The organism is Ramlibacter sp. (genome assembly GCF_028292805.1).
Lineage (GTDB): Bacteria > Pseudomonadota > Gammaproteobacteria > Burkholderiales > Burkholderiaceae_C > Ramlibacter.
The window spans coordinates 1-19,167 of record NZ_JAQGLS010000101.1 but is presented as its reverse complement, the minus strand read 5'-3'; the positions used below and the strand labels follow the sequence as shown (position 1 = coordinate 19,167).

Sequence of the window (19,167 nt, the reverse complement as noted above, 5' to 3'; positions counted from 1 at the left end):
AAACGCTGCCGCAGGGTTCGCGCCATCGTAAATCATCGCGGCCCAGGCCGCCCTACTCGGCCAGCGGCAGCTCCTGCCCCTTGCTCTCCTCGAAGCGGTCGTCGGCCAGGTCGTAGTCCCAGCGCTCCACCCGCACCACGCGCTTTTCGTGCGGCGTCGGCGCGGTCCAGCGGATCATGTTGACCGAGTTGGGCGTGCCGTGGCGCACCCGGTGCGAGACGGCGGTGCCGGCCTGGACGCAGTACAGCGCGCGTGGCGTGCCTTTCGCCCGCGCGCACAGGTCGCTCACGTAGGGCAGGTGGATGTGGCCGCCCAGCACCAGGTCGGCGCCGGCCCGGGCCCAGGACTGCACCGCCACCTCGCCGCCGTGCAGCCGGTCTTTCTCGTCCTCCGGCCGCATCACGCAGGCCGGCTGGTGCGTCACAACCACCCGCAGCTGCTCGCGCCGGGCCGCGTGCATGCGCTTGACCACCCGGTTGACCTGGCGGGCCGAGACGGCGCCGTCCTTGTGGCGATGCGGCCGCGTGGTGTTCACGCCCAGCACCAGCACGTCGCCGAAGTCCAGCTCCGGCTCCAGGTCAGGGCCGAAGGCGGCGGTGTAGCCGGCGTAGGGCTGGAACAGCCGGGCGGCGATGTTGTAAAGGGGGATGTCGTGGTTGCCCGGCAGCGTCAGCACCTGGGCGATGCCCAGCGAGTCGACGAAAGCGCGGGCGGCCGCGAACTGGGCGCTGCGGGCGCGTTGGGTGATGTCGCCGCTCAGGATCAGCCCGTCCGGTTTTTGGTCGCGCACCAGCGCCTGCAGCGCCGCCACCACGGGCGCTTGCTCGGTGCCAAAGTGGGTGTCGGAGATATGCAGCAGCACCGTCATTCGACAGCCACTCGCAGTTCCGGCGGCGGCAGCATCAGCTTGAGCGGGCGCGGCGAGACGGTGAAGTGCAGCGGCAGCTGCATCCACTGCACCTCGCCGTCGGTGGCCACCTTCAGCCGCCGCGCGTTGCGGGTGCCGGTGGTGAGCGAGCGCAAGGTGAAGCTCTGCATCTCCTCGGTGTCGCCCAGGTTGCCGAGCAAGGCCCGCACCGCCAGCCGCAGCTTGGTACCCAGCTTGAGTGACGGCACGTGCAGGCCGACCAGCCGACCCTGGCCGAGCTGGTCCAGCACCTCGGCGGCGATGCCCAGCCGCTCCAGCTGCAGGCGGTTGTTGCAGATGAACAGGCCGGGCGTCTTCAGCCGCGTGACGGTGCCGTCCAGATCGATGTCCAGCCGCAACCGCAGCCGCCATTCGAACAGCGTGACCAGGCCGGCCAGCATGGCGATCCAGCGGCGCCGGCCCAGCTTCTGCTTGACCAGCTCGCGGTCGGCCAGCAGCTTGGGATACAGGCCCAGGGAGGCGTTGACCAGGAAGGCGCGCTGGTTCACCAGCCCCACCTGCACCTCCTCGGGCCGCGCCTGCAACAGCGCCCGGATCGCCTCGGAGGCATCCAGCGGCAAGCCGTGGGTGCGGGCGAACAGGTTGAAGGTGCCCTGGGCAATCACGCCCAGCGGGGTGTCGTGGGCCAGCGCTGCCTGGGCAGTGGCGCTGATGGTGCCGTCGCCGCCGACGCCGACGACCACGCCGCCGTTCTCCTTGGCCAGCCGGGCGGCCTGCTGGCACGCCTGCACGATCTCCCCGGGCGCCACTGGCACGAAGCGGTAGCGACGCCCGGCGGCCTGCAGTTCGGCCTCGATGGCCTCGCGCACGCCGTCTTTCTCGTTATGGCCCGAGCCGGGGTTCATCACGATGAACAGTTCGGCCTCGGGGCTCGCGCCGGGCGGCGGCGCCTGGAGTTCGGGATCGGACAGGATGGCTGACATTGGCCGCAGCTTAGGGGCTGCGGCCGGCCCCGCCTGTCGGACTGGGGCTTGGTTCGGATGAGCCGGCGGCGCAAGCTGGCCGGAACTCAGCGCAGCTGTACCGAGCCCGAGACAGTCACCACCACGCTGGTCTTGCCGGCCTCGACCGGCACCGATGCCTCGGCCGCGCTGCCGGCCTTGGCCTCCATCGCCTGCATGCGCATGCGCGGCTGCAAGCCCTGGTCGCTGGCGTTGACCGCCACCTCGCGCAAGGTGTAGCCGCCGAAGCCGAAGCCCTTGGCCAGCTCGGCCGCCTTGGCCTTGAAGCGCTCGATGGCCAGCGTCTGCGCATCGGTTTCCACCTTGGCCCGTTGCTCGCGGCTCAGGCCGAAGCCGACGCCGCCCATGGTCATGGTCTGGATGCGGCCGGCGGCCTGGGTGATGCGCGCAAAGTCGCGGCCTTCCAGCACCAGTTCGGCCGTGCCGCTCCAGCCCGTCATCTTGCCGTCCCGGCCGTGGCGCGGATAAAGCCCGAAGTTGCCGGTGCGCACGTCCATCTGCCCGGGCTGCGCGTTCTTGCGCGCCTCGGCCAGCGCCGCGTTAAGGGCCGTCTTCAGCTGCGTCTGCACGGCCGTGGCGTCGGGGCCCTCGCGGGTGGTGGTCAGGTTGATCGTCAGCAGGTCCTGCTGCACCTCGACCGTGCCGCTGGCCTGCAGCTCAAGCACATTCTGCGGCGGCAGCACGCCGCCCTGGGCCAGCGCGGAGCCCACCGGAGCCAGCAAGGCACAGGAGAGCAGCAAGGCTTGAGCTTTCAGTTTCATCAGGGGATCCTTTGTTCTGGCAGGGCCGATGCTAGCCGCCGGACCCATGAAAACGGCGTCGCCAGCGTTGCGGCGTGCGTAGCAGATGTGAAGCTCGGCCATGGGGCGCAATACTTGTAACACTGTGAAAGGCATTCGCCAAAATCCGGCTGTCGCGCTACGCAGGCCCTCAGAATGGCCGTTGTTACATGTTGGATTCTGGAGAACCATGACCCAAGCCGCAGCCCGTACCGACAAGATTCTTGTCGTCGACGATGACGCTCGCATCCGCGACCTCCTGCGTCGCTACCTGACGCAGGAAGGTTTCGAGGTCATCCTGGCCGAAGACGGCAAGGCGCTGAACCGCCTGATGCTGCGCGAAACCGCCGACCTGATCGTGCTGGACCTGATGATGCCCGGCGAAGACGGCCTGTCCATCTGCCGGCGCCTGCGCGCCGCCAACGACCGCACCCCGATCATCATGCTGACCGCCAAGGGCGAGGACGTCGACCGCATCGTCGGCCTCGAAGTCGGCGCCGACGACTACCTGGGCAAACCGTTCAACCCGCGCGAGCTGCTGGCGCGCGTGCACGCCGTGCTGCGCCGCCGACCGGCGCAGGAAGCGCCGGGCGCGCCCTCCTCCGACAACGAGGTGGTGTCGTTCGGCCCGTTCGCCTTCGACCTGGGGGCCCGCACCCTGCGCAAGAATGGCGAGGAACTGCCGCTGACCACCGGCGAGTTCGCCATGCTCAAGGCGCTGGTGCGGCACCCGCGCCAGCCGCTGTCGCGCGAAAAGCTGGCGCAGCTGGCGCGCGGCCGCGAGTTCGAGCCGTTCGACCGCAGCCTGGACGTGCAGGTGTCGCGCCTGCGCAAGCTGATCGAGGCCGACCCGGCCTCGCCGCGCTACATCCAGACCGTGTGGGGCGTGGGCTACGTGTTCGTGCCGGACGGCGCCGGTTGACGCTGAGTTACGCGGCAACGGGTGACAAAGCTGCCGCGCTGCGCTTCTAATCGAGGGATGACCTTGCAGTCCCTTGCCTCATGATCCGCGGCAACGTCACGAGCGTGGAGGCCACCAGCCCCGCGCCGCTGGAAACCGCGCCCGCGCCGCTGGAGATGCGGCCCCGCCTGGGGTTGTCGCTGTTCTGGCGCACCTTCTTTTTGCTCTCGCTGCTGCTGATCGGCTCCATCGTCGCCTGGCTGCAGACCTTCCGGGCGCTGGAGTTCGAGCCGCGGGCCGTGCAGACGGCGCAGCAGATCGCCTCGCTGGTCAACCTGAGCCGGGCGGCGCTGGTCCACGCCGACCCGATCGCCCGCGTCTCGCTGATCAAGACCCTGGCCGACCAGGAAGGCGTGCGCATCCTGCCGCGCGAGCCCAGGGACCGCTTCACGCCGATGTCGGCCAGCGCCATGGACCGCCGCATCATCGACGAGCTGGTCAGCCGGCTGGGCGATGCCGCGCTGATGGCCAGCAGCGTCAACAGCGAGGAGGGCCTGTGGATCGGCTTCAAGATCGACCGCGACGACTACTGGATGCTGATGGACCGCACCCGCTTTTCGCAGGTGGGGGGCAAGACCTGGCTGGTCTGGCTGATCACGGCGGCAGCGCTGTCGCTGGCCGGCGCGGCGGTGATCGCGCGGCTGATCAACCGGCCGCTCAAGCAGCTGTCGTTCGCAGCCAGCCGCGTGCGCGACGGCGACTTCGACGCCAGCCGGCTGGACGAGAAGGCCGTCACCAGCGAGATCCGCGAAGTCAACATCGGCTTCAACCGGATGGCGCAGCAGCTGGCCAAGATCGAGCAGGACCGCGCCGTGATGCTGGCCGGCATCTCGCACGACCTGCGCACGCCGCTGGCGCGGCTGCGACTAGAAACCGAGATGAGCGTGGTGGACGCCGACGCGCGCGACCACATGGCGGCCGACATCGACCAGCTCGACGCCATCATCGACAAGTTCCTCGACTACGCGCGGCCGGACCACGCCGAGCTCAAGCCGGTGGTGCTGAACGACGTGATCGAAGCCTGCATGTACGCCATCGAAGACCACGGCGACATCCGCGTCAACCTCGACCTGCCCAAGAACGTGCAGGTGCTGGCCGACGAGGTGGAACTGGCGCGCGTGATCTCCAACCTGCTGGAGAACGCCCGCCGCTACGGCAAGACGCCGGAGACCGGCATCGCGGTGGTGGACATCGCGGCCCGTGCGCGCAACGAATGGGTGCTGCTCAAGGTGCGCGACCACGGCATGGGGGTCTCGCCCGAGGCGCTGCCCAACCTGGTCAAGCCTTTCTTTCGCGGCGACGCGGCCCGCACCGCCGCCACCGGCGCCGGCCTGGGGCTGGCGATCGTCGACAAGACGGTGCAGCGCATGGGCGGCATCTTCGCGCTGGCCAACACCACCTCGGGCGGGCTGGCCGCGCACATCAAGCTGCAGCGGCCGCGGCAAATGCCGCCGGTGCCGGGCGGGGGAAACGGCCATCAACGGCAGGCGCAACCGGAAGAGGCGGGCTGACCGCGGCGATTGCGCGCAAGCGCTGAGGTGCCCTGCGGTTACCCCGGCTACGCAAGCTAGGCACGCTCCTCGGGCAGCACCACCAGCAGCACCACCGCCCTCGCCTCGATGCTCTGCCCCATGCCCACGGGGCCGAGCTTCTCGGCCGTCTTGGCCTTGACGTTCACCTGCTGCGGCGTCACGCCCAGCGCCTTGGCGATGCGGGCGCACATGGCCTCGATGTGCGGCGCCAGCTTCGGTGCCTGGGCGACGATGGTGCTGTCGACGTTCACCAGCTGCCAGCCCGCGGCCCGCACCCGCCGCATCGCCTCCTGCAGCAGCAGCACCGAGTCGGCGCCGCGAAAGCGTTCGTCGGTGTCCGGGAAATGGCGGCCGATGTCGCCAAGGCCGGCCGCGCCGAGCAAGGCATCGGTGATCGCGTGCAGCAATGCGTCGGCATCGGAGTGCCCCAGCAGGCCGCGTTCGTAGGGGATTTCCACCCCGCCCAGGACGAGCTTGCGCCCGGGCACCAGTGCGTGCGTGTCCCAGCCTTCGCCGATGCGCAAATGCATGCTCAAGCCCGCCTGCCCGGCCGCCCGACGAGCGCCAGCGCCCCCCCGGGGAGCAGCGACGACACGCAGTGCGGAGCGTGGGGGCTCATCGCGCCCGGCCACGCAGCACGGCCTCGGCCATGGCGAAGTCTTCCGGGTAGGTGACCTTGAAGTTCTGCGCCCCGGCTTCCACCAGCAGCGGCTGCAGGCCCATGGCCTCGATCGCGCCGGCTTCGTCGGTGATGGCGTCGCCCACCCCCTCTAGCGCCTGGCGCAGCATGCCCAGGCGGAACATCTGCGGAGTCTGGGCCAGCCACTTGTCGTCGCGCTGCAGCGTGCCGGCAGCGCGGCCGTCCTTGGCGATCTTCAGCGTATCGGCCAGCGGGTGGGCCAGCAGGCCGCCGACCTCGTCGCCGGAGCAGCGGTCGATCAGCCGGTCGATCAGGTCCGGCGTGACGAGGCAACGGGCGGCGTCGTGCACCAGCACCCAGTCGGCGTCGGTCGCGCCCACCCGGCGCAGCTCGCGCAGGCCGTTGGCCACGCTGGCGGCCCGGGTGGCGCCGCCGCACGGCACCACCAGGGCCGACGTGGTGGGGTTGCGCTCGAAGAAGCCGTCGCTGGCGGCCACCACCACCAGGGTGCGGGCGATGCGCTTGACGCCGGCAAAGGCCGACAGCGTGTGCCACACCATGGGCTGGCCGGCGACACGTTCGTATTGCTTGGGCCCCGAGGTGCCGGCGCGGCTGCCGTTGCCGGCGCAGGGGATCAAGGCGAAGTAACGTTGTTGGATAGCGTTGCCATTCATGTCCGTATTCTCATCCCAAGAGACTGTTCACCCTACAATCTTCCCGGCACGCATGCGCGCGCCGGGAACGATTTGCAGCCTGCGCTGCAGCCCGCAAATCCTCGCACACCCCGCCCTGTCCAGGCGCGGGGTGTTTTGCATTTTCCTGCTTCGCAGTCTCCAATGGAATTACCCAAGCTCACCCCCGGCCGGCGAATGACCCTGCCGCGACCCACGGGTTCGGCGGACGCGCTGCTGCTGGCTCGGCTGGCGCAGCGCGAGCACGCCGCCGGGCGCATCACCGCGGTGGTGACGGCCGACGCGACGGACGCCCAGCGCCTGCTGGAGGAAGTCGCCTTTTTCGCCCCCGGCCTGCGTTGCGCCCTGTTCCCGGACTGGGAGACGCTGCCGTACGACCAGTTCTCGCCGCACCAGGACCTGATCAGCGAACGGCTGGCCACGCTCTGGCGCATCCTGCAGCGCGAGGCCGACGTGGTGCTGATGCCGGCCAGCACCGCCTTGTACCGGCTGGCGCCGCCAGCCTTCCTGGCCGGCTACACCTTCCAGTTCAAGGTGCAGCAAAAGCTCGACGAGGCGCGGCTGAAGGCCCAGCTGACCCTGGCTGGCTACAACCACGTGGCGCAGGTGGTGAGCCCGGGCGAATATGCGGTGCGCGGCGGCCTGATCGACCTGTTCCCGATGGGCTCGCCGGTGCCGTACCGGGTCGACCTGTTCGACGACGAAGTCGATTCCATCCGCACCTTCGACCCCGACACCCAGCGCAGCCTGTACCCGGTGCCCGAGGTGCGACTGCTGCCGGGCCGCGAGTTTCCGATGGACGAGGACGCGCGGGCGCGCTTTCGCAGCCGCTGGCGCGAACTGCTGGAAGGCGACCCGACCAAGAGCCGCATCTACAAGGACATGGGCAACGGCGTGGCCACCGCCGGCATCGAGTACTACCTGCCGCTGTTCTTCGAGGACACCGCGACGGTCTTCGACTTCCTGGGCGAGCAGGCCACGGTGGTGCTGCACGGCGAGCTGGAGCCGGCCTTCCAGCGCTTTTGGCAGGACACGAAAGACCGCTACCGGCTGGTGCAGGGCGACCCGGACCGCCCGGTGCTGCCGCCGGAGGCGCTGTTCCTGAGCAGCGAGCAGTTCTTCATCCGCGCCAACCAGCAGGCGCAGGTGGCGCTGCGCTCCAGTGTCCAGGACGTGGAAGACAGCGCCTGGGTGCAGAAGCTGCCCGACCTGTCGGTGGTGCGCGGCGCCCAGGACCCGCTGGCCCGCTTCAAGGAGCACGCCCAGCGCACGCCCTACAAGGTGCTGGTGCTGGCCGAAAGCGCCGGCCGGCGCGAGAGCCTGCTGGACTTCCTACGCGCCAGCCACCTGACGCTGCCGGCCTTCGAGTCGCTGCAGGAGTTCCTGGACGGCGACGAGAAGCTGGGCATCGCCACGGCCGCCCTGGCCAGCGGCTTCTCGTGGGTGGAAGAAGGCGTCGACCTGGTCACCGAGACCGAGCTGTTCCACAGCACCCAGGTGGTGCGGCGGCGCAGGAAGCAGGAACAGGTCAGCGACGTCGAGGCGCTGATCAAGGACTTGTCGGAGCTGAACGTGGGCGACCCGGTGGTGCACTCGCAGCACGGCATCGGCCGCTACAAGGGCCTGGTCAACATGGACCTGGGCCAGGGCAGCACCGAATTCCTGCACCTGGAATACGCCGGCGACGCCACGCTGTATGTGCCGGTCAGCCAGCTGCACGTGATCAGCCGCTACACCGGGGTGGCCGCCGACGAGGCGCCGCTGCACCGGCTGGGCTCGGGCCAGTGGGAAAAGGCCAAGCGCAAGGCGGCCGAGCAGGTGCGCGACAGCGCCGCCGAACTGCTGAACCTCTATGCGCGGCGCGCGGCGCGGCAAGGCCATGCCTTCCGCTTCTCGGCGCAGGACTACGAGCAGTTCGCCAACGACTTCGGCTTCGAGGAGACGCCGGACCAGAACGCGGCGATCCACGCGGTGATCCAGGACATGGTGTCGCCGCAGCCGATGGACCGGCTGGTCTGCGGCGACGTCGGCTTCGGCAAGACCGAGGTGGCGCTTCGCGCCGCCTTCATCGCCGTCACCGGCGGCAAGCAGGTGGCCTTCCTGGCGCCGACCACGCTGCTGGCGGAACAGCACTTCCAGACCCTGGTGGACCGCTTTTCCAAATGGCCGGTGAAGGTGGCGGAGATGAGCCGCTTTCGCTCCACCAAGGAGATCAACACCGCGCTCAAGGGGCTGGCGGACGGCAGCGTCGACATCGTGGTCGGCACCCACAAGCTGCTGGCGCAGTCGACCAAGTTCGCCAACCTGGGCCTGTTGATCATCGACGAGGAGCACCGCTTCGGCGTGCGCCACAAGGAGGCTGTCAAGGCGATGCGGGCCGAGGTCGACGTGCTGACGCTGACCGCCACGCCGATCCCGCGCACGCTGGGCATGGCGCTGGAAGGCCTGCGCGACCTGTCGGTGATCGCCACCGCGCCGCAGCGGCGCCTGGCCATCAAGACCTTCGTGCGCAGCGAAAGCAACGGCGTGATCCGCGAGGCGGTGCTGCGCGAGTTGAAGCGCGGCGGCCAGGTCTACTTCCTGCACAACGAGGTGGAGACCATCCAGAACCGGCGCGAGGCGCTGGAGCGCCTGCTGCCAGAAGCGCGCATCGCCGTCGCCCACGGCCAGATGCCCGAGCGCGAGCTCGAGCGCGTGATGCGCGAGTTCATCGGCCAGCGCCACAACGTGCTGCTGTGCTCCACCATCATCGAGACCGGCATTGACGTGCCGACGGCGAACACGATCGTGATCAGCCGCGCCGACAAGTTCGGTCTCGCGCAGCTGCACCAGCTGCGCGGCCGCGTCGGCCGCAGCCACCACCAGGCTTATGCCTACCTGATGGTGCCGGACGTGGAGGGCCTGACCAAGGCGGCGTCGCAGCGGCTGGAGGCGATCCAGCAGATGGAGGAGCTCGGCTCGGGCTTCTACCTGGCGATGCACGACCTGGAGATCCGCGGCGCCGGCGAGGTGCTGGGCGAGAACCAGAGCGGCAACATGCTGGAGGTCGGCTTCCAGCTTTACAACGAAATGCTGTCGGAGGCGGTGCGCTCCCTGAAGGCCGGCAAGGAGCCGGACCTGCTGGCGCCGCTGTCGGTCACCACCGAGATCAACCTGCACTCGCCGGCTTTGCTGCCCACCGACTACTGCGGCGAAGTGCACCTGCGGCTGTCGTTCTACAAGAAGCTGGCCACCGCCAAGACGGTCGACCAGATCGACCGTCTGCTGGAGGAAATCGTCGACCGCTTCGGCAAGCTGCCGCCGCAGGGCCAGACCCTGGTCGACGTGCACAGGCTGCGCGTGATCGCGCGGCCGTACGGCGTGGTGAAGGTGGATGCGGCGCCGACGATGATCCACATCACCTTCAAGGCGAATCCGCCGATCGAGCCGCTGGCCATCATCCAGCTGGTGCAAAAGAACAAGCACATCAAACTGGCCGGCAACGACAAGCTGCGCATCGAACGCGCCCTGCCCGATCCGCAAGACCGGGCGCAGATGGTTCGCGACGTGCTCAAGTCGCTGGGGCAACCGAAGGTGGCGGAGCCGGCGTAGGTCCGGGTTTGCGACAATTCACCCATGCCCGCCCAAGAATTCGCCCCCGGCCTGGTCATCCAGGACATCACCCCGCCGCTGAAGCTGGCCGACTTCAAGCTCGCCGCCTTCGACATGGACTCCACGCTGATCAACATTGAGTGCGTGGACGAGATCGCCGACGCGGTCGGCCGCAAGGAGGAAGTGGCGGCCATCACCGAAGCGGCGATGCGCGGCGAGATCGCCGACTACAAGGAAAGCCTGCGCCGGCGCGTCAGGCTCCTCAAGGGCGTGACCGTGGCCGACATGGAGCAGGTCTACACCGAGCGGCTGCAGCTGAACCCCGGCGCCGAGCAGCTGGTGCGGGCCTGCCAGGCGGCGGGCATGAAGGTGCTGCTGGTGTCGGGCGGCTTCACCTTCTTCACCGACCGCATCCGCGACCGGCTCGAGATCGACTTCACCCGCTCCAACGTGCTGGAGCTGCGCTCGGGCGCCAACTGCGGCGAGCTCACCGGCTACCTGCTGGACCAGCCCTGGGGCGACATCTGCGACGGCGCCGAGAAACGCAAGATGCTGCTGGAGACTTGCGCCCTGCTCGGGATCTCTGCCAAGCAGGCGATCGCCGTCGGCGACGGCGCCAACGACCTGCCGATGATGAAGGAAGCCGGCCTGTCAGTGGCGTACCACGCCAAGCCGGCGGTGCGCGAGCAGGCGATGGTGGCGATCAATTCGGGTGGGCTGGACCGGCTGCTGGAGCTGATGGCCTGAACCCTCAGGCCCGCACCTGCCCCGCTTCCACCAGCCGCCAGGGCTTGACCAGCCCGAGCCCGCTGGCGCGATGCAGCAGCCAGCCGACGATCGCCAGATTCAGGAAGTTCCAGGCGATGCCGTTGAAGAAGGCGGCGCGGTAGCTGCCGGTCAGGTCGAACACGGCGCCCGACATCCAGCCGCCCAGCGCCATCCCGAGCAACGTCGCCATCAGCACGGTGCCGGTGCGCGCGCCGGCCTGGTTGGCCGGGAAGTACTCGCGCACGATCAGGGCGTAGGCCGGCACGATGCCGCCCTGGAACAGCCCGAACAGCCCGGCCACCAGGTACAGCGAGAGCAGCCCGTCGGCCGGCAGGAACAGCAGCAGCGCCACGCCTTGCAGCAGTGAGCCCAGCAGCAGCGTGCGCAGCCCGCCGATGCGGTCGCAGATCCAGCCCGAGACCAGCCGGCTCACCACGCCCAGCCCCAGCATCAGCGACAGCATCTCGGCGCCGCGCGCGGCACCGAAGCCCAGGTCGCCGCAGTAGGCGACGATGTGCACCTGCGGCATGGACATGGCCACGCAGCAGGACACGCCGGCCACGCACAGCAGCCCCAGCAACAGATTTGGGTTCAGGCCCAGCGGCCGGGTCGATGTGCGCGGTCCCGCCACGTCGGCCGCCGTCCTGGCCTGCATGGAGACCGGCGCCGGTGCCGGCGGCGGGCGGCGCCGCAGCACCAAGGCCAGCGGCACCATGCTCAGCATGCAGAACAGCCCCATGCCCACGTAGGTCTGACGCCAGCCGACGCTGTCGATGAAGAACTGCATGATGGGCGGCCAGACGGTGCCGGCGGTGTAGTTGCCGCTCATGCAGATGGCTAGCGCGATGCCGCGCCGGCGGTCGAACCATTGAGTGGTGTCGGCCACCAGCGGCGCGAAGGTGGCCGAGGTGCCGAGCAGCCCGACCAGCAGCCCTTGGGCCAGGCAGAACAGCAACAAGCTGGGCGCCAGCCCGGCCCCGATGAAACCCAGCCCCAGGCCCAGCCCGCCCAGCATCACGGGCACCATCACGCCGAAGCGGTCGGCCAGCCGGCCCATCAGGATGCCGCCGACGCCGAAGCCGATCATGGTCAGCGTGTAGGCCAGCGAGGCCTCGCCGCGGCTGACGCTGAAGTCCTGCTGCATGGCAGGCAGCACCACGGTGATCGAGTACATGCCGGCGCCGCCGATGGTCATCAGCAGCAGGGAAATGGCCAGTCGGCCCCAGGCGTAAGACGACTCGACGGCGTCGCGGGTTGCTGTGTGCATGGCGACGATTGGACCGCATCCGGGCCCCTGCGCACCAGCCGGGCTTTCCACAGGGGGCGGCCAGCCGTCGGCATCGACCGACAGCCGCGGCTGACCCGAGCCGACGCGTGCGCGCCCGCATTGGACTATGGTGCGTGGATGAAGAACAACGATGGGACACCCATGCAGCGCATCGCGCCTCGCCACTTTTCCATGGTCCGGGAATTCCACCTGGCCGATTTCTTCACCCTGGGCAACGCCGCCTGCGGCGTGGGGGCCGTGCTGCTGGCCATGATGTTCATGGCCTCCAGCCAGCTGGAGCATTTTTTCTGGGCTGCGGCGCTGGCGCCGGCCGCCTTCATCTTCGACGTGCTCGACGGCCGGATCGCGCGCGCCCGTCACCAGCACTCGGCCTTGGGCCGCGAGCTCGACTCGCTGTCGGACGTGATTTCGTTCGGGGTGGCGCCCGCCGCCCTGGGCTTCGCGGCCGGCCTGCAAGGCGGCTGGGACGCGGTCATGCTGATCTACTTCGTCTGCTGCGGCGTCAGCCGGCTGGCGCGCTACAACGTCACCGCGGAAAGCCTGGCCGGCGACGAATCGGGCAAGGTGAAGTACTTCGAGGGCACGCCCATCCCCACCAGCGTGCTGCTGACCGGTGTGCTGGCGCTGGCGGCCTGGCAGGACCGGCTGGCCGGCAACCTGTGGGGCGGGGTGCTGCAGCTGGGCCCGTGGGAGCTGCACCCGCTGGCGCTGATGTTCGCGCTGTCGGGCACGTTGATGATCAGCAAGACGCTGCGGATCCCAAAGCTCTGAGCCGGCGCGCTCAGCTGCGCGGTCGGTTCTTCTGCCAGATCGCCAGCAGGATCAGTGCGTACGACACCAGCCGCACCAGGTAGAAGCCGGGGTGGCCTTCGTTGGCGTTCGCCATCAGGCCCAGCGCCACGCGGTTGCCGCACTCCAGCCAGAACGACAGCGCAAAATACAGGAAGAACTTGTCCCGCGTATGGCGCCAGAACCGAAAAAAGAACAGGCCGGCCGCGAGCCAGCCGAGCGCGATGGCGCCGGTGAGCATGGCCGCCATGGTCAGTCCTCCTCCCAGATCAGGCCGAACAGCAGCAGCAGCACCGCCATCAGCGCCGCCACCAGGCGCCAGGTGTAGAGGGTGACTTCCACCGGCAGGATCACGCGGTCGATCACCAGCAGCACGTTGTTCGCGCTCAAGGCCGCGAAGCACAGCGCCGACCAGAACAGCAGGCGGGCGCCGCTCGCGCGCCAGCTGCGCCACAGCAGCACGGCGCAGGTGACGGAGGTCAGGGCGCACAACGAATAGATCAGGGTACCCACGACGTCACTCCTTGCGGAACCGGAAGGCATCGGCGAACTGCTGGGCCCGCTTGTCGATGCGCGAATGGATGAGGTCCGTGATGGCCACCAGGTCGGTGGCGTACGCAAGGGCCACCTGGTCGAACAGGCTGGCCACTTCCGGCGCGGGTGCGTAGCGCACGCCGGCCACGCCGGCTTGGGCGCTGGCCACGCCCGCGGCGGTCAGCAGGGCGAGCAGCTCCGCTGCCGTGCGTTCGCCCACGTAGAGGCGGCGCGCCAGCAAGGAAGCGTCCCAGGCATGGTCCGGCTCCGCTCTCAACAGCAGCACGGCTTCGAGGTAGGGAACGGACGGGATGGTGGTGAGGATGAACCGGCGAATTTCGGCCGGCACTTCGCCTTTGGCCATCACCCGCGGCGGCGCGGGCCGGCGCGCGCGGGCGCGGTGGATTCCCGGTATCGGTGCGTCTGGCTGCGCGTATGCATCGGGGGAACTGTACCGCGATTCACCGGCCCGTCCTGCTCATCCATGGGTTTTTGCCGACGCTGCCCCGGCGCCGGCGCAAGGTCAGTCGCGGCCGCCGCCCGAATCCTCGAACGGGCGGGTGTTCTCGAAATCCTTGTGGTGGGCCGGCGCCTTGCGGGCGGTGTCCGCCATCGCCGCATCGCGGATCGCGAACAGCGCCTCCAGGTCCCGCTGCACGTCGTCCTCGGACTTCATCGCCTCGTTGCCCAGCGGATCGGTGGTCGGGGCGAAGCCGCGCTCCAGGTCGGCCTCCTCGGGTCCCGGCAGGCCCGCCGCGACCAGCGACCTTTGCTGCGCCGAGGCGCGTACCCAGCTGCCCGGCTCCGGCATGCCGTGGGGGCCGGCCTTGTAGTCCTGGAATTCCCAGCTCAGGCCGAGCATCCATTCCCGGGACCGCGGCTCGAAGCGGGACAGCTCGCGCTCGAAGCTTTGCTGGAAGGCGAAGACGTAGTTCAGCAGCCGCTCATGCGCCTGCTTGACGACGAAGTTCACGTGCATGCCGGGGCGGCCGCCGCGGCCGCCCGTGGACAGGATGCGGCATTCGATCCAGTCGGACGGGATGCCGTGCTGGCGCATCGTGTCGCGCAGGATCACCTGCACCAGCTCGCGCCGCGGCGCGTTGCGCGAGACCCTGTCGTCGTCCCCGGTCGGCTCGCTCTCGTGGAATTGCGAGGTCGGGGGCGCGCCGGCGTGAGCCGCTTGCCTGTGTGTCCCGCCAAAGATTTTCTGGAGCCAGCCCATGGGCTCCATTGTGCGTCATTCGCTCAACAGGAAGCGCATCCGGGTGCCCGCGAGATCGAGCACGTCGTGGTCGAACAACTGCACGGCGTCGGCCCCGAGCGGCTTCTCATTGAGCAGCGGCGTGCTGGAGCCGGCCAGATGGGTGACGAAGAAACCGTTGCGCCGATGCGCCACCGAAACCACCGCCACCCCCGCCTTGCCGAAGGTGGTGACGGCCTTGACCACCGGCACCTCCAGCCCCGCGGAGGTGCCCGAGACCAGCTCGAAGCTGGCCCGGATCTGGCTCGGCATCTGGCTGTCGGCTGCCATCATCTGGGTTTCGCCGAAGGTGCTGGCGGGATCCCCGGACGCTTGCAGGTACCGGATGCGGAACGGTCCGATGGCGATGACATCGCCGTCGCCCAGGCGGGTGCGCTCCTTGACCATGTGGTCGTTGACGTAGGTGCCGTTGGTGCTGCCCAGGTCCTGCAGGAACACGTCGGCCACGCCTTCCAGGTCGAAGGCGCAGTGGCGACCGCTGACCACCAGCGTGTCCAGCACGATGTCGTTGTCGGGCTTGCGGCCCAGGGTGGTGCGGTCCTTGGTCAGGTAGACGTGGTTGAGCTCGACACCCTTGACGCTGGCGATCAGCTGCGGCATGTGCACCTCCGTGCCGCGAAGGCGGCCGTGGGCCCATGCTAGCGCCGCGCCGCCGCCGGCTCAAGCCCGGATCAGGTTGTCAATGCCGCCGCGCCACCTGGAAATCGAGCAGGCGGGTGGCCAGGAAGGTTTCCGCCAGAAAGCACAGCAGCGCCGCCATGAAGCAGAGCACCCCCAGCAGGAAGCTGGCGACGGCGTAGCCGCTGATCTGCATGGCCGCCGTCTCGCGCAGGAACAGCACGATGATGGTCAGCCCGATCAGCAGCGCGCAGCAGGTGAGCAAGGCGATGCAGCCGTTGGCCAGCTGCCCGCGCAGGCGCAGCTGCTGCAGCTCCTGCGCCGCGCGTTGCAGCACCGCCGAATCGGTCGCGTCCAGCGAGCGGCCCTCCACCAGCCGCGCGCGGTCGATGATGCGGGCCAGCCGGCCGGCCACGGCGCCGATCATCCCGGCGACGGCGGTGAGCAGGAACACGGGCGCGACCGCCAGCTGGATGCCATGGGTGATGGCGGTGTTGTCGATGGCGAAGACCATGGCGCCGATTATGCGGTTGACGCGGGCGCTGGTGCGGCCTACCCTGCCCGGGCGCCTTCGCGCATGAGGACGCTGCCATGTTCAAACACATCCTGCTGGCCACCGACGGCTCGCCCGCCTGCGACCAGGCGGCCCGCGTCGCCATCGGCCTGGCGCGCACCCACGATGCCGGCCTGACGGCGGTGTACGTGATCGATCCGTTTCCCTACCTGGGCATGGGGCAGACCAATCCGATGGGCTTTCAGGCCTACATCTCCGCGGCCCACTCGCATGCCGGGCGGGCGCTGGCGCGGGTCGCCGAGCTGTGCGACGACGGCGGCGAGCCGACCCCGCTGGAAACACGGATCGTGGAGGAAGCGACGGCCGCCCACGGCATCGCGCAAACCGCGCACGACGAGGGCGCCGACCTGATCGTGATGGCCTCGCACGGCCACGGCGCGCTGCGCAAGATCGTGCTGGGCAGCGTCACCACCCGGGTGCTGGCGGAGGCGACGGTGCCGGTGCTGGTGGTGCGCTAGCAGCCCCTCAGGCCAGCACGCTCGCGCCCGCCGGCCGCAGCCGGCCCAGCAACTCTTCCCAGCGCTGGCTGTGCTCGCCGTGCAGCGGGCCGTCCTGGTCCAGCACCGGCTGGAACTTCCAGCCGCGCACCTGCGCCGCATCGAGCCAGGCGCGCGCGCGTTGCCGCACGATCCACACCGGCGTGCGCCAAGCGCCCCAGGGCTCCGCGGTGCGCGCCAGGTCGGGGCTGGCCTCCAGCGCGCCACGCGCATACGACAGCAGCCCGTAACGGCGCGGCGTCGAAGGCTGGCGCGGGCCGTCGTCAAAGGTCTCGAAGGTCGTCGCGTCCTCCAGCGCCGCCGGCAACAGCTCGCGCGTGACCAGGTGGTGGCCGGCGGCGTGTGCCTCGCCGGTCCTGGCATGCAGCACCGGGCGCAGCTCGAAGCCGGTCAGGCCGCTGTCACGCAGGCCCTGCGCCGCCTGGCTGCCCACCACGTACTCCCCGGTCCACTCGTCGACATGGCTGATGGTGGCGTCGGCCACCGGCTTGCTCAGGTAGATGCGCTGCGGCAACCGCACCGGCCAGCGGCTGGCGGTGGGATGCAGGCTGTCCTGGTGATAGGCGGCCATGGTGGCCTTGGAATCGGCCCGGCTCTGGCCGATGGTGGAGCGGCACACGGCCTCCAGGTGCGACGCCGCTTCCAGTTCCGCCGGGCTGCATTGCAGCTCGCGCAGGAAGCTGACCGGCTCGCCCTCGGTCAGCTGCAGCAGCCGGGGCAGCACGGCGCCGGAGCCGTCGAAGAATTTGGGGAACAGGTAGCCGACCGCCGCATTGGGCTTGGCGCCCAGCGCCTTGGCCAGCGCCGCATCGGCGGCCAGGCGGTGCGACAGGGCGGGGCTGCAGGGCCGCAGCGCGAGCATGATTTTCATGGGGACCAATGGTAGCCGTTGCCCGGCGGGCGCCCGCCGCGCATGCGAAACTGCGCGCGGCATGACCGCCGCCTTGCGCCCCGCCTCCATCGCCGTCGCCGGCCTCGTGGCGCTGGCCGTCGCCATGGGCATCGGCCGCTTCGCCTTCACGCCGATCCTGCCCATGATGCTGGCCGAAGGCGCGGTCGACCTGCCCGGCGCCAGCTTGCTGGCCAGCGCCAATTACCTGGGCTACCTGATCGGCGCGTTGGCCTGCACCTTCCAGCCCTGGCTGTGGCGGCGCCTGGGCAGCAGCACCAGCGTGGACGGGCCGGCGCTGGTGCGCACCGGGCTGGTGGCCACGGTGCTGCTCACGCTCGGCATGGCGCTGCACTGGCCCGCCGCCTGGGTGTGGCTGCGCTTTCTGGCCGGCGTGGCCAGCGCGGTGGTGTTCCTCTACACCACGGGCTGGTGCCTGGAGCAGCTGGCGCGCCGGCAAGTGCCGGCGATGGGCGCGTTGATCTACATCGGCCCCGGTGCCGGCATCCTGGCCAGCGGACTGGCCGCCAGCGGGCTGGTCGTGATGCAAGCCAACGCGGCCGCGGCCTGGCTTGCCTTCGGCTTGCTGGCCGCCGCCTTGACGGCGGCAGTCCGGCGCACCTTCGGCGCCGGCGACCCCCGCCCTGTCGTCGCGGCGAACGCCACGGCTGCCGCGCCGTTGCCGGCCGCCGCGGACGGCACCGCGATGGCGCTGCTGGCGCTGGCTTACGGCCTGGCTGGCATCGGCTACATCGTCACCGCCACCTTCCTGCCCGTGATCGCCCGCCAGGCCCTGCCCGGCTCGGCCTGGCTGGACCTGTTCTGGCCGCTGTTCGGCGCCGGCGTGATGGCCGGCGCGTTCCTGGCCTCGCGCATCCGCGGCGCCGGCGACTTGCGGCTGCGGCTGGCGGCCTGCTACGCGGTGCAGGCGGCGGGCGTGGCCGCCAGCCTGGTCAGCCCGACGCTCGCCGGCTTCGCCATCGGCAGCCTGCTGCTGGGCCTGCCATTCACGGCCATCACCTTCTTTGCGATGCAGGAGGTGCGGCGGCTGCAGCCGCTGCGCGCGACCAGCTTCATGGGGCTGCTGACGGCCATGTACGGGCTGGGCCAGATCGCCGGCCCACCGCTGGCGGCCTGGCTGGTCACGCGCAGCGCCAGCGCGGCGGCCGGCTTCCAGCTGTCGCTGTGGATCGCGACCGGGGCGTTGCTGGCGGGGGCCGGGCTTTACCTGTGGCTGGCCAAGCGGTATCCGGTGGCGAATTGATGATCCGCGCCAGGGCGGCCGGCAGGCCGAGACCGAGCGGACGCGCATGGATGCCCGGTCAAGCCCGGGACAGGCTGTTTGTCGTTGCCGGCCTGCCCCGCAGTCCAGCGACGTCAGCGCACCGCCGCCAGTTCCTGCGCCGGCGCGCCCTGGCGCAGTGCCGGGTACGGATTGATCGCCTCGCCCTGCCACCAGTTGCGCTGCGGCCCGAGCCGGAACACCGCGAAATGCAGGTGCGGCGCCGCCGGGTCGGCGTTGCCGGTGCTGCCCACGAAGCCGATCACCTCGCCGCGTCGCACCGTCGCGCCTTCGCGCAGCCCGGACGCGTACGACTGCAGGTGCGCGTAGTAGTAGGCCAGCTGGCCTTGCGTGTCGTAGTGGTAGATGGTCAGGCCGCCACCGCCGGGGCTGGTGAACAGCTTGGCGATCTTGCCGTCGTCCACCGCCACCACCGGCCGCCCGGTCGGCGCCATGATGTCGATCGCCTCGTGCACGCGGCGGCCGCGGGCGTCGTCGTAGTGGTCGGCCAGTGTCGACGGTGCGATGCCGACCACCGGCACCACCAGCTGGCGCGCCGCCAGCATGCGCGCGCCCTCGGCG

At 69.9% G+C, this 19,167-nt stretch carries 21 protein-coding genes; 7 read left to right on the top strand and 14 right to left on the bottom strand.

Annotated features, from left to right (window positions below; genetic code table 11):
- Positions 1-52: 52 nt before the first annotated feature.
- The 3 genes from JWP65_RS05655 to JWP65_RS05645 all read right to left on the bottom strand — a co-directional run bounded on the left by JWP65_RS05655 (position 53) and on the right by JWP65_RS05645 (position 2,651).
- Positions 53-868 carry a metallophosphoesterase gene (locus JWP65_RS05655; RefSeq protein ID WP_299761230.1) on the bottom strand — a complete coding sequence of 272 codons (816 nt, stop codon included), beginning with the start codon at positions 866-868 and terminating at the stop codon, positions 53-55.
- Positions 865-1,851, bottom strand: coding sequence for a diacylglycerol kinase family protein (locus tag JWP65_RS05650; protein ID WP_299761227.1), 987 nt, complete (start codon positions 1,849-1,851; stop codon positions 865-867). The genes JWP65_RS05655 and JWP65_RS05650 overlap by 4 nt, the downstream gene beginning before the upstream one ends.
- 86 nt (positions 1,852-1,937) lie before the next feature.
- A complete protein-coding gene (locus JWP65_RS05645) occupies positions 1,938-2,651 on the bottom strand; it encodes an SIMPL domain-containing protein (RefSeq protein ID WP_299761224.1) in 714 nt (237 codons plus the stop codon).
- Between the two features lie 208 nt (positions 2,652-2,859).
- On the opposite strand from JWP65_RS05645, the gene ompR reads away from it, so the two are divergent.
- Positions 2,860-3,591: a two-component system response regulator OmpR gene (gene ompR / locus JWP65_RS05640; RefSeq protein WP_169419489.1), complete on the top strand. Its 732-nt coding sequence runs from the start codon at positions 2,860-2,862 to the stop codon at positions 3,589-3,591.
- Positions 3,592-3,671: 80 nt separating this feature from the next.
- Positions 3,672-5,141: a sensor histidine kinase gene (locus JWP65_RS05635; protein WP_299761214.1), complete on the top strand. Its 1,470-nt coding sequence runs from the start codon at positions 3,672-3,674 to the stop codon at positions 5,139-5,141.
- Positions 5,142-5,197: 56 nt separating this feature from the next.
- On the opposite strand, the gene ispF is transcribed toward JWP65_RS05635, so the two are convergent.
- Positions 5,198-5,692, bottom strand: coding sequence for a 2-C-methyl-D-erythritol 2,4-cyclodiphosphate synthase (ispF, locus tag JWP65_RS05630; RefSeq protein WP_299761211.1), 495 nt, complete (start codon positions 5,690-5,692; stop codon positions 5,198-5,200).
- An 85-nt stretch (positions 5,693-5,777) separates the two neighbouring features.
- Entirely contained in the window at positions 5,778-6,476 is a 699-nt protein-coding gene (gene ispD / locus JWP65_RS05625) for a 2-C-methyl-D-erythritol 4-phosphate cytidylyltransferase (RefSeq protein WP_299761208.1), read from the bottom strand.
- A gap of 162 nt (positions 6,477-6,638) precedes the next feature.
- Between ispD and mfd the strand changes: the two genes are divergently transcribed.
- Both mfd and serB read left to right on the top strand, forming a co-directional pair.
- A complete protein-coding gene (mfd, locus tag JWP65_RS05620) occupies positions 6,639-10,085 on the top strand; it encodes a transcription-repair coupling factor (protein WP_299761205.1) in 3,447 nt (1,148 codons plus the stop codon).
- A 24-nt stretch (positions 10,086-10,109) separates the two neighbouring features.
- The gene (serB, locus tag JWP65_RS05615) at positions 10,110-10,832 is read left to right on the top strand and encodes a phosphoserine phosphatase SerB (protein ID WP_299761202.1); all 723 of its coding nucleotides are present in this window, start codon (positions 10,110-10,112) and stop codon (positions 10,830-10,832) included.
- Between the two features lie 4 nt (positions 10,833-10,836).
- Here serB and JWP65_RS05610 read toward each other — a convergent pair whose 3' ends face one another.
- On the bottom strand, positions 10,837-12,120 hold the full coding sequence (locus tag JWP65_RS05610) for an MFS transporter (RefSeq protein WP_299761199.1): 1,284 nt from the start codon (positions 12,118-12,120) through the stop codon (positions 10,837-10,839).
- 138 nt (positions 12,121-12,258) lie between these two features.
- Here JWP65_RS05610 and JWP65_RS05605 point away from each other — a divergent pair, with 138 nt between their 5' ends.
- The gene (locus JWP65_RS05605) at positions 12,259-12,912 is read left to right on the top strand and encodes a CDP-alcohol phosphatidyltransferase family protein (protein WP_299761196.1); all 654 of its coding nucleotides are present in this window, start codon (positions 12,259-12,261) and stop codon (positions 12,910-12,912) included.
- 10 nt (positions 12,913-12,922) lie between these two features.
- Here JWP65_RS05605 and JWP65_RS05600 read toward each other — a convergent pair whose 3' ends face one another.
- From JWP65_RS05600 to JWP65_RS05575, 6 genes are all read right to left on the bottom strand, one after another.
- Positions 12,923-13,180: a DUF5985 family protein gene (locus JWP65_RS05600; RefSeq protein WP_299761193.1), complete on the bottom strand. Its 258-nt coding sequence runs from the start codon at positions 13,178-13,180 to the stop codon at positions 12,923-12,925.
- 2 nt (positions 13,181-13,182) lie between these two features.
- A complete protein-coding gene (locus JWP65_RS05595; RefSeq protein ID WP_299761190.1) occupies positions 13,183-13,443 on the bottom strand; it encodes a DUF5985 family protein in 261 nt (86 codons plus the stop codon).
- A 4-nt stretch (positions 13,444-13,447) separates the two neighbouring features.
- Complete coding sequence (locus JWP65_RS05590; protein ID WP_299761187.1) at positions 13,448-13,828, bottom strand: hypothetical protein; 381 nt, start codon at positions 13,826-13,828, stop codon at positions 13,448-13,450.
- A 159-nt stretch (positions 13,829-13,987) separates the two neighbouring features.
- The gene (locus tag JWP65_RS05585; RefSeq protein ID WP_299761184.1) at positions 13,988-14,686 is read right to left on the bottom strand and encodes a hypothetical protein; all 699 of its coding nucleotides are present in this window, start codon (positions 14,684-14,686) and stop codon (positions 13,988-13,990) included.
- Between the two features lie 15 nt (positions 14,687-14,701).
- A complete protein-coding gene (locus tag JWP65_RS05580; RefSeq protein WP_299761181.1) occupies positions 14,702-15,325 on the bottom strand; it encodes an FHA domain-containing protein in 624 nt (207 codons plus the stop codon).
- Positions 15,326-15,404: 79 nt separating this feature from the next.
- Positions 15,405-15,857: a DUF2721 domain-containing protein gene (locus JWP65_RS05575; protein WP_299761178.1), complete on the bottom strand. Its 453-nt coding sequence runs from the start codon at positions 15,855-15,857 to the stop codon at positions 15,405-15,407.
- 77 nt (positions 15,858-15,934) lie between these two features.
- On the opposite strand from JWP65_RS05575, the gene JWP65_RS05570 reads away from it, so the two are divergent.
- Entirely contained in the window at positions 15,935-16,375 is a 441-nt protein-coding gene (locus tag JWP65_RS05570) for a universal stress protein (RefSeq protein WP_299761175.1), read from the top strand.
- 7 nt (positions 16,376-16,382) lie between these two features.
- Here the strand turns inward: JWP65_RS05570 and JWP65_RS05565 are convergent, their stop codons facing one another.
- Positions 16,383-17,285: a hypothetical protein gene (locus JWP65_RS05565; protein WP_299761172.1), complete on the bottom strand. Its 903-nt coding sequence runs from the start codon at positions 17,283-17,285 to the stop codon at positions 16,383-16,385.
- A 61-nt stretch (positions 17,286-17,346) separates the two neighbouring features.
- Between JWP65_RS05565 and JWP65_RS05560 the strand changes: the two genes are divergently transcribed.
- On the top strand, positions 17,347-18,567 hold the full coding sequence (locus JWP65_RS05560) for a YbfB/YjiJ family MFS transporter (protein ID WP_299761169.1): 1,221 nt from the start codon (positions 17,347-17,349) through the stop codon (positions 18,565-18,567).
- Between the two features lie 113 nt (positions 18,568-18,680).
- On the opposite strand, the gene JWP65_RS05555 is transcribed toward JWP65_RS05560, so the two are convergent.
- Positions 18,681-19,167, bottom strand: a 487-nt coding sequence (locus tag JWP65_RS05555; RefSeq protein ID WP_299761166.1) for a M23 family metallopeptidase, incomplete at its 5' end; no start/stop codon positions are given.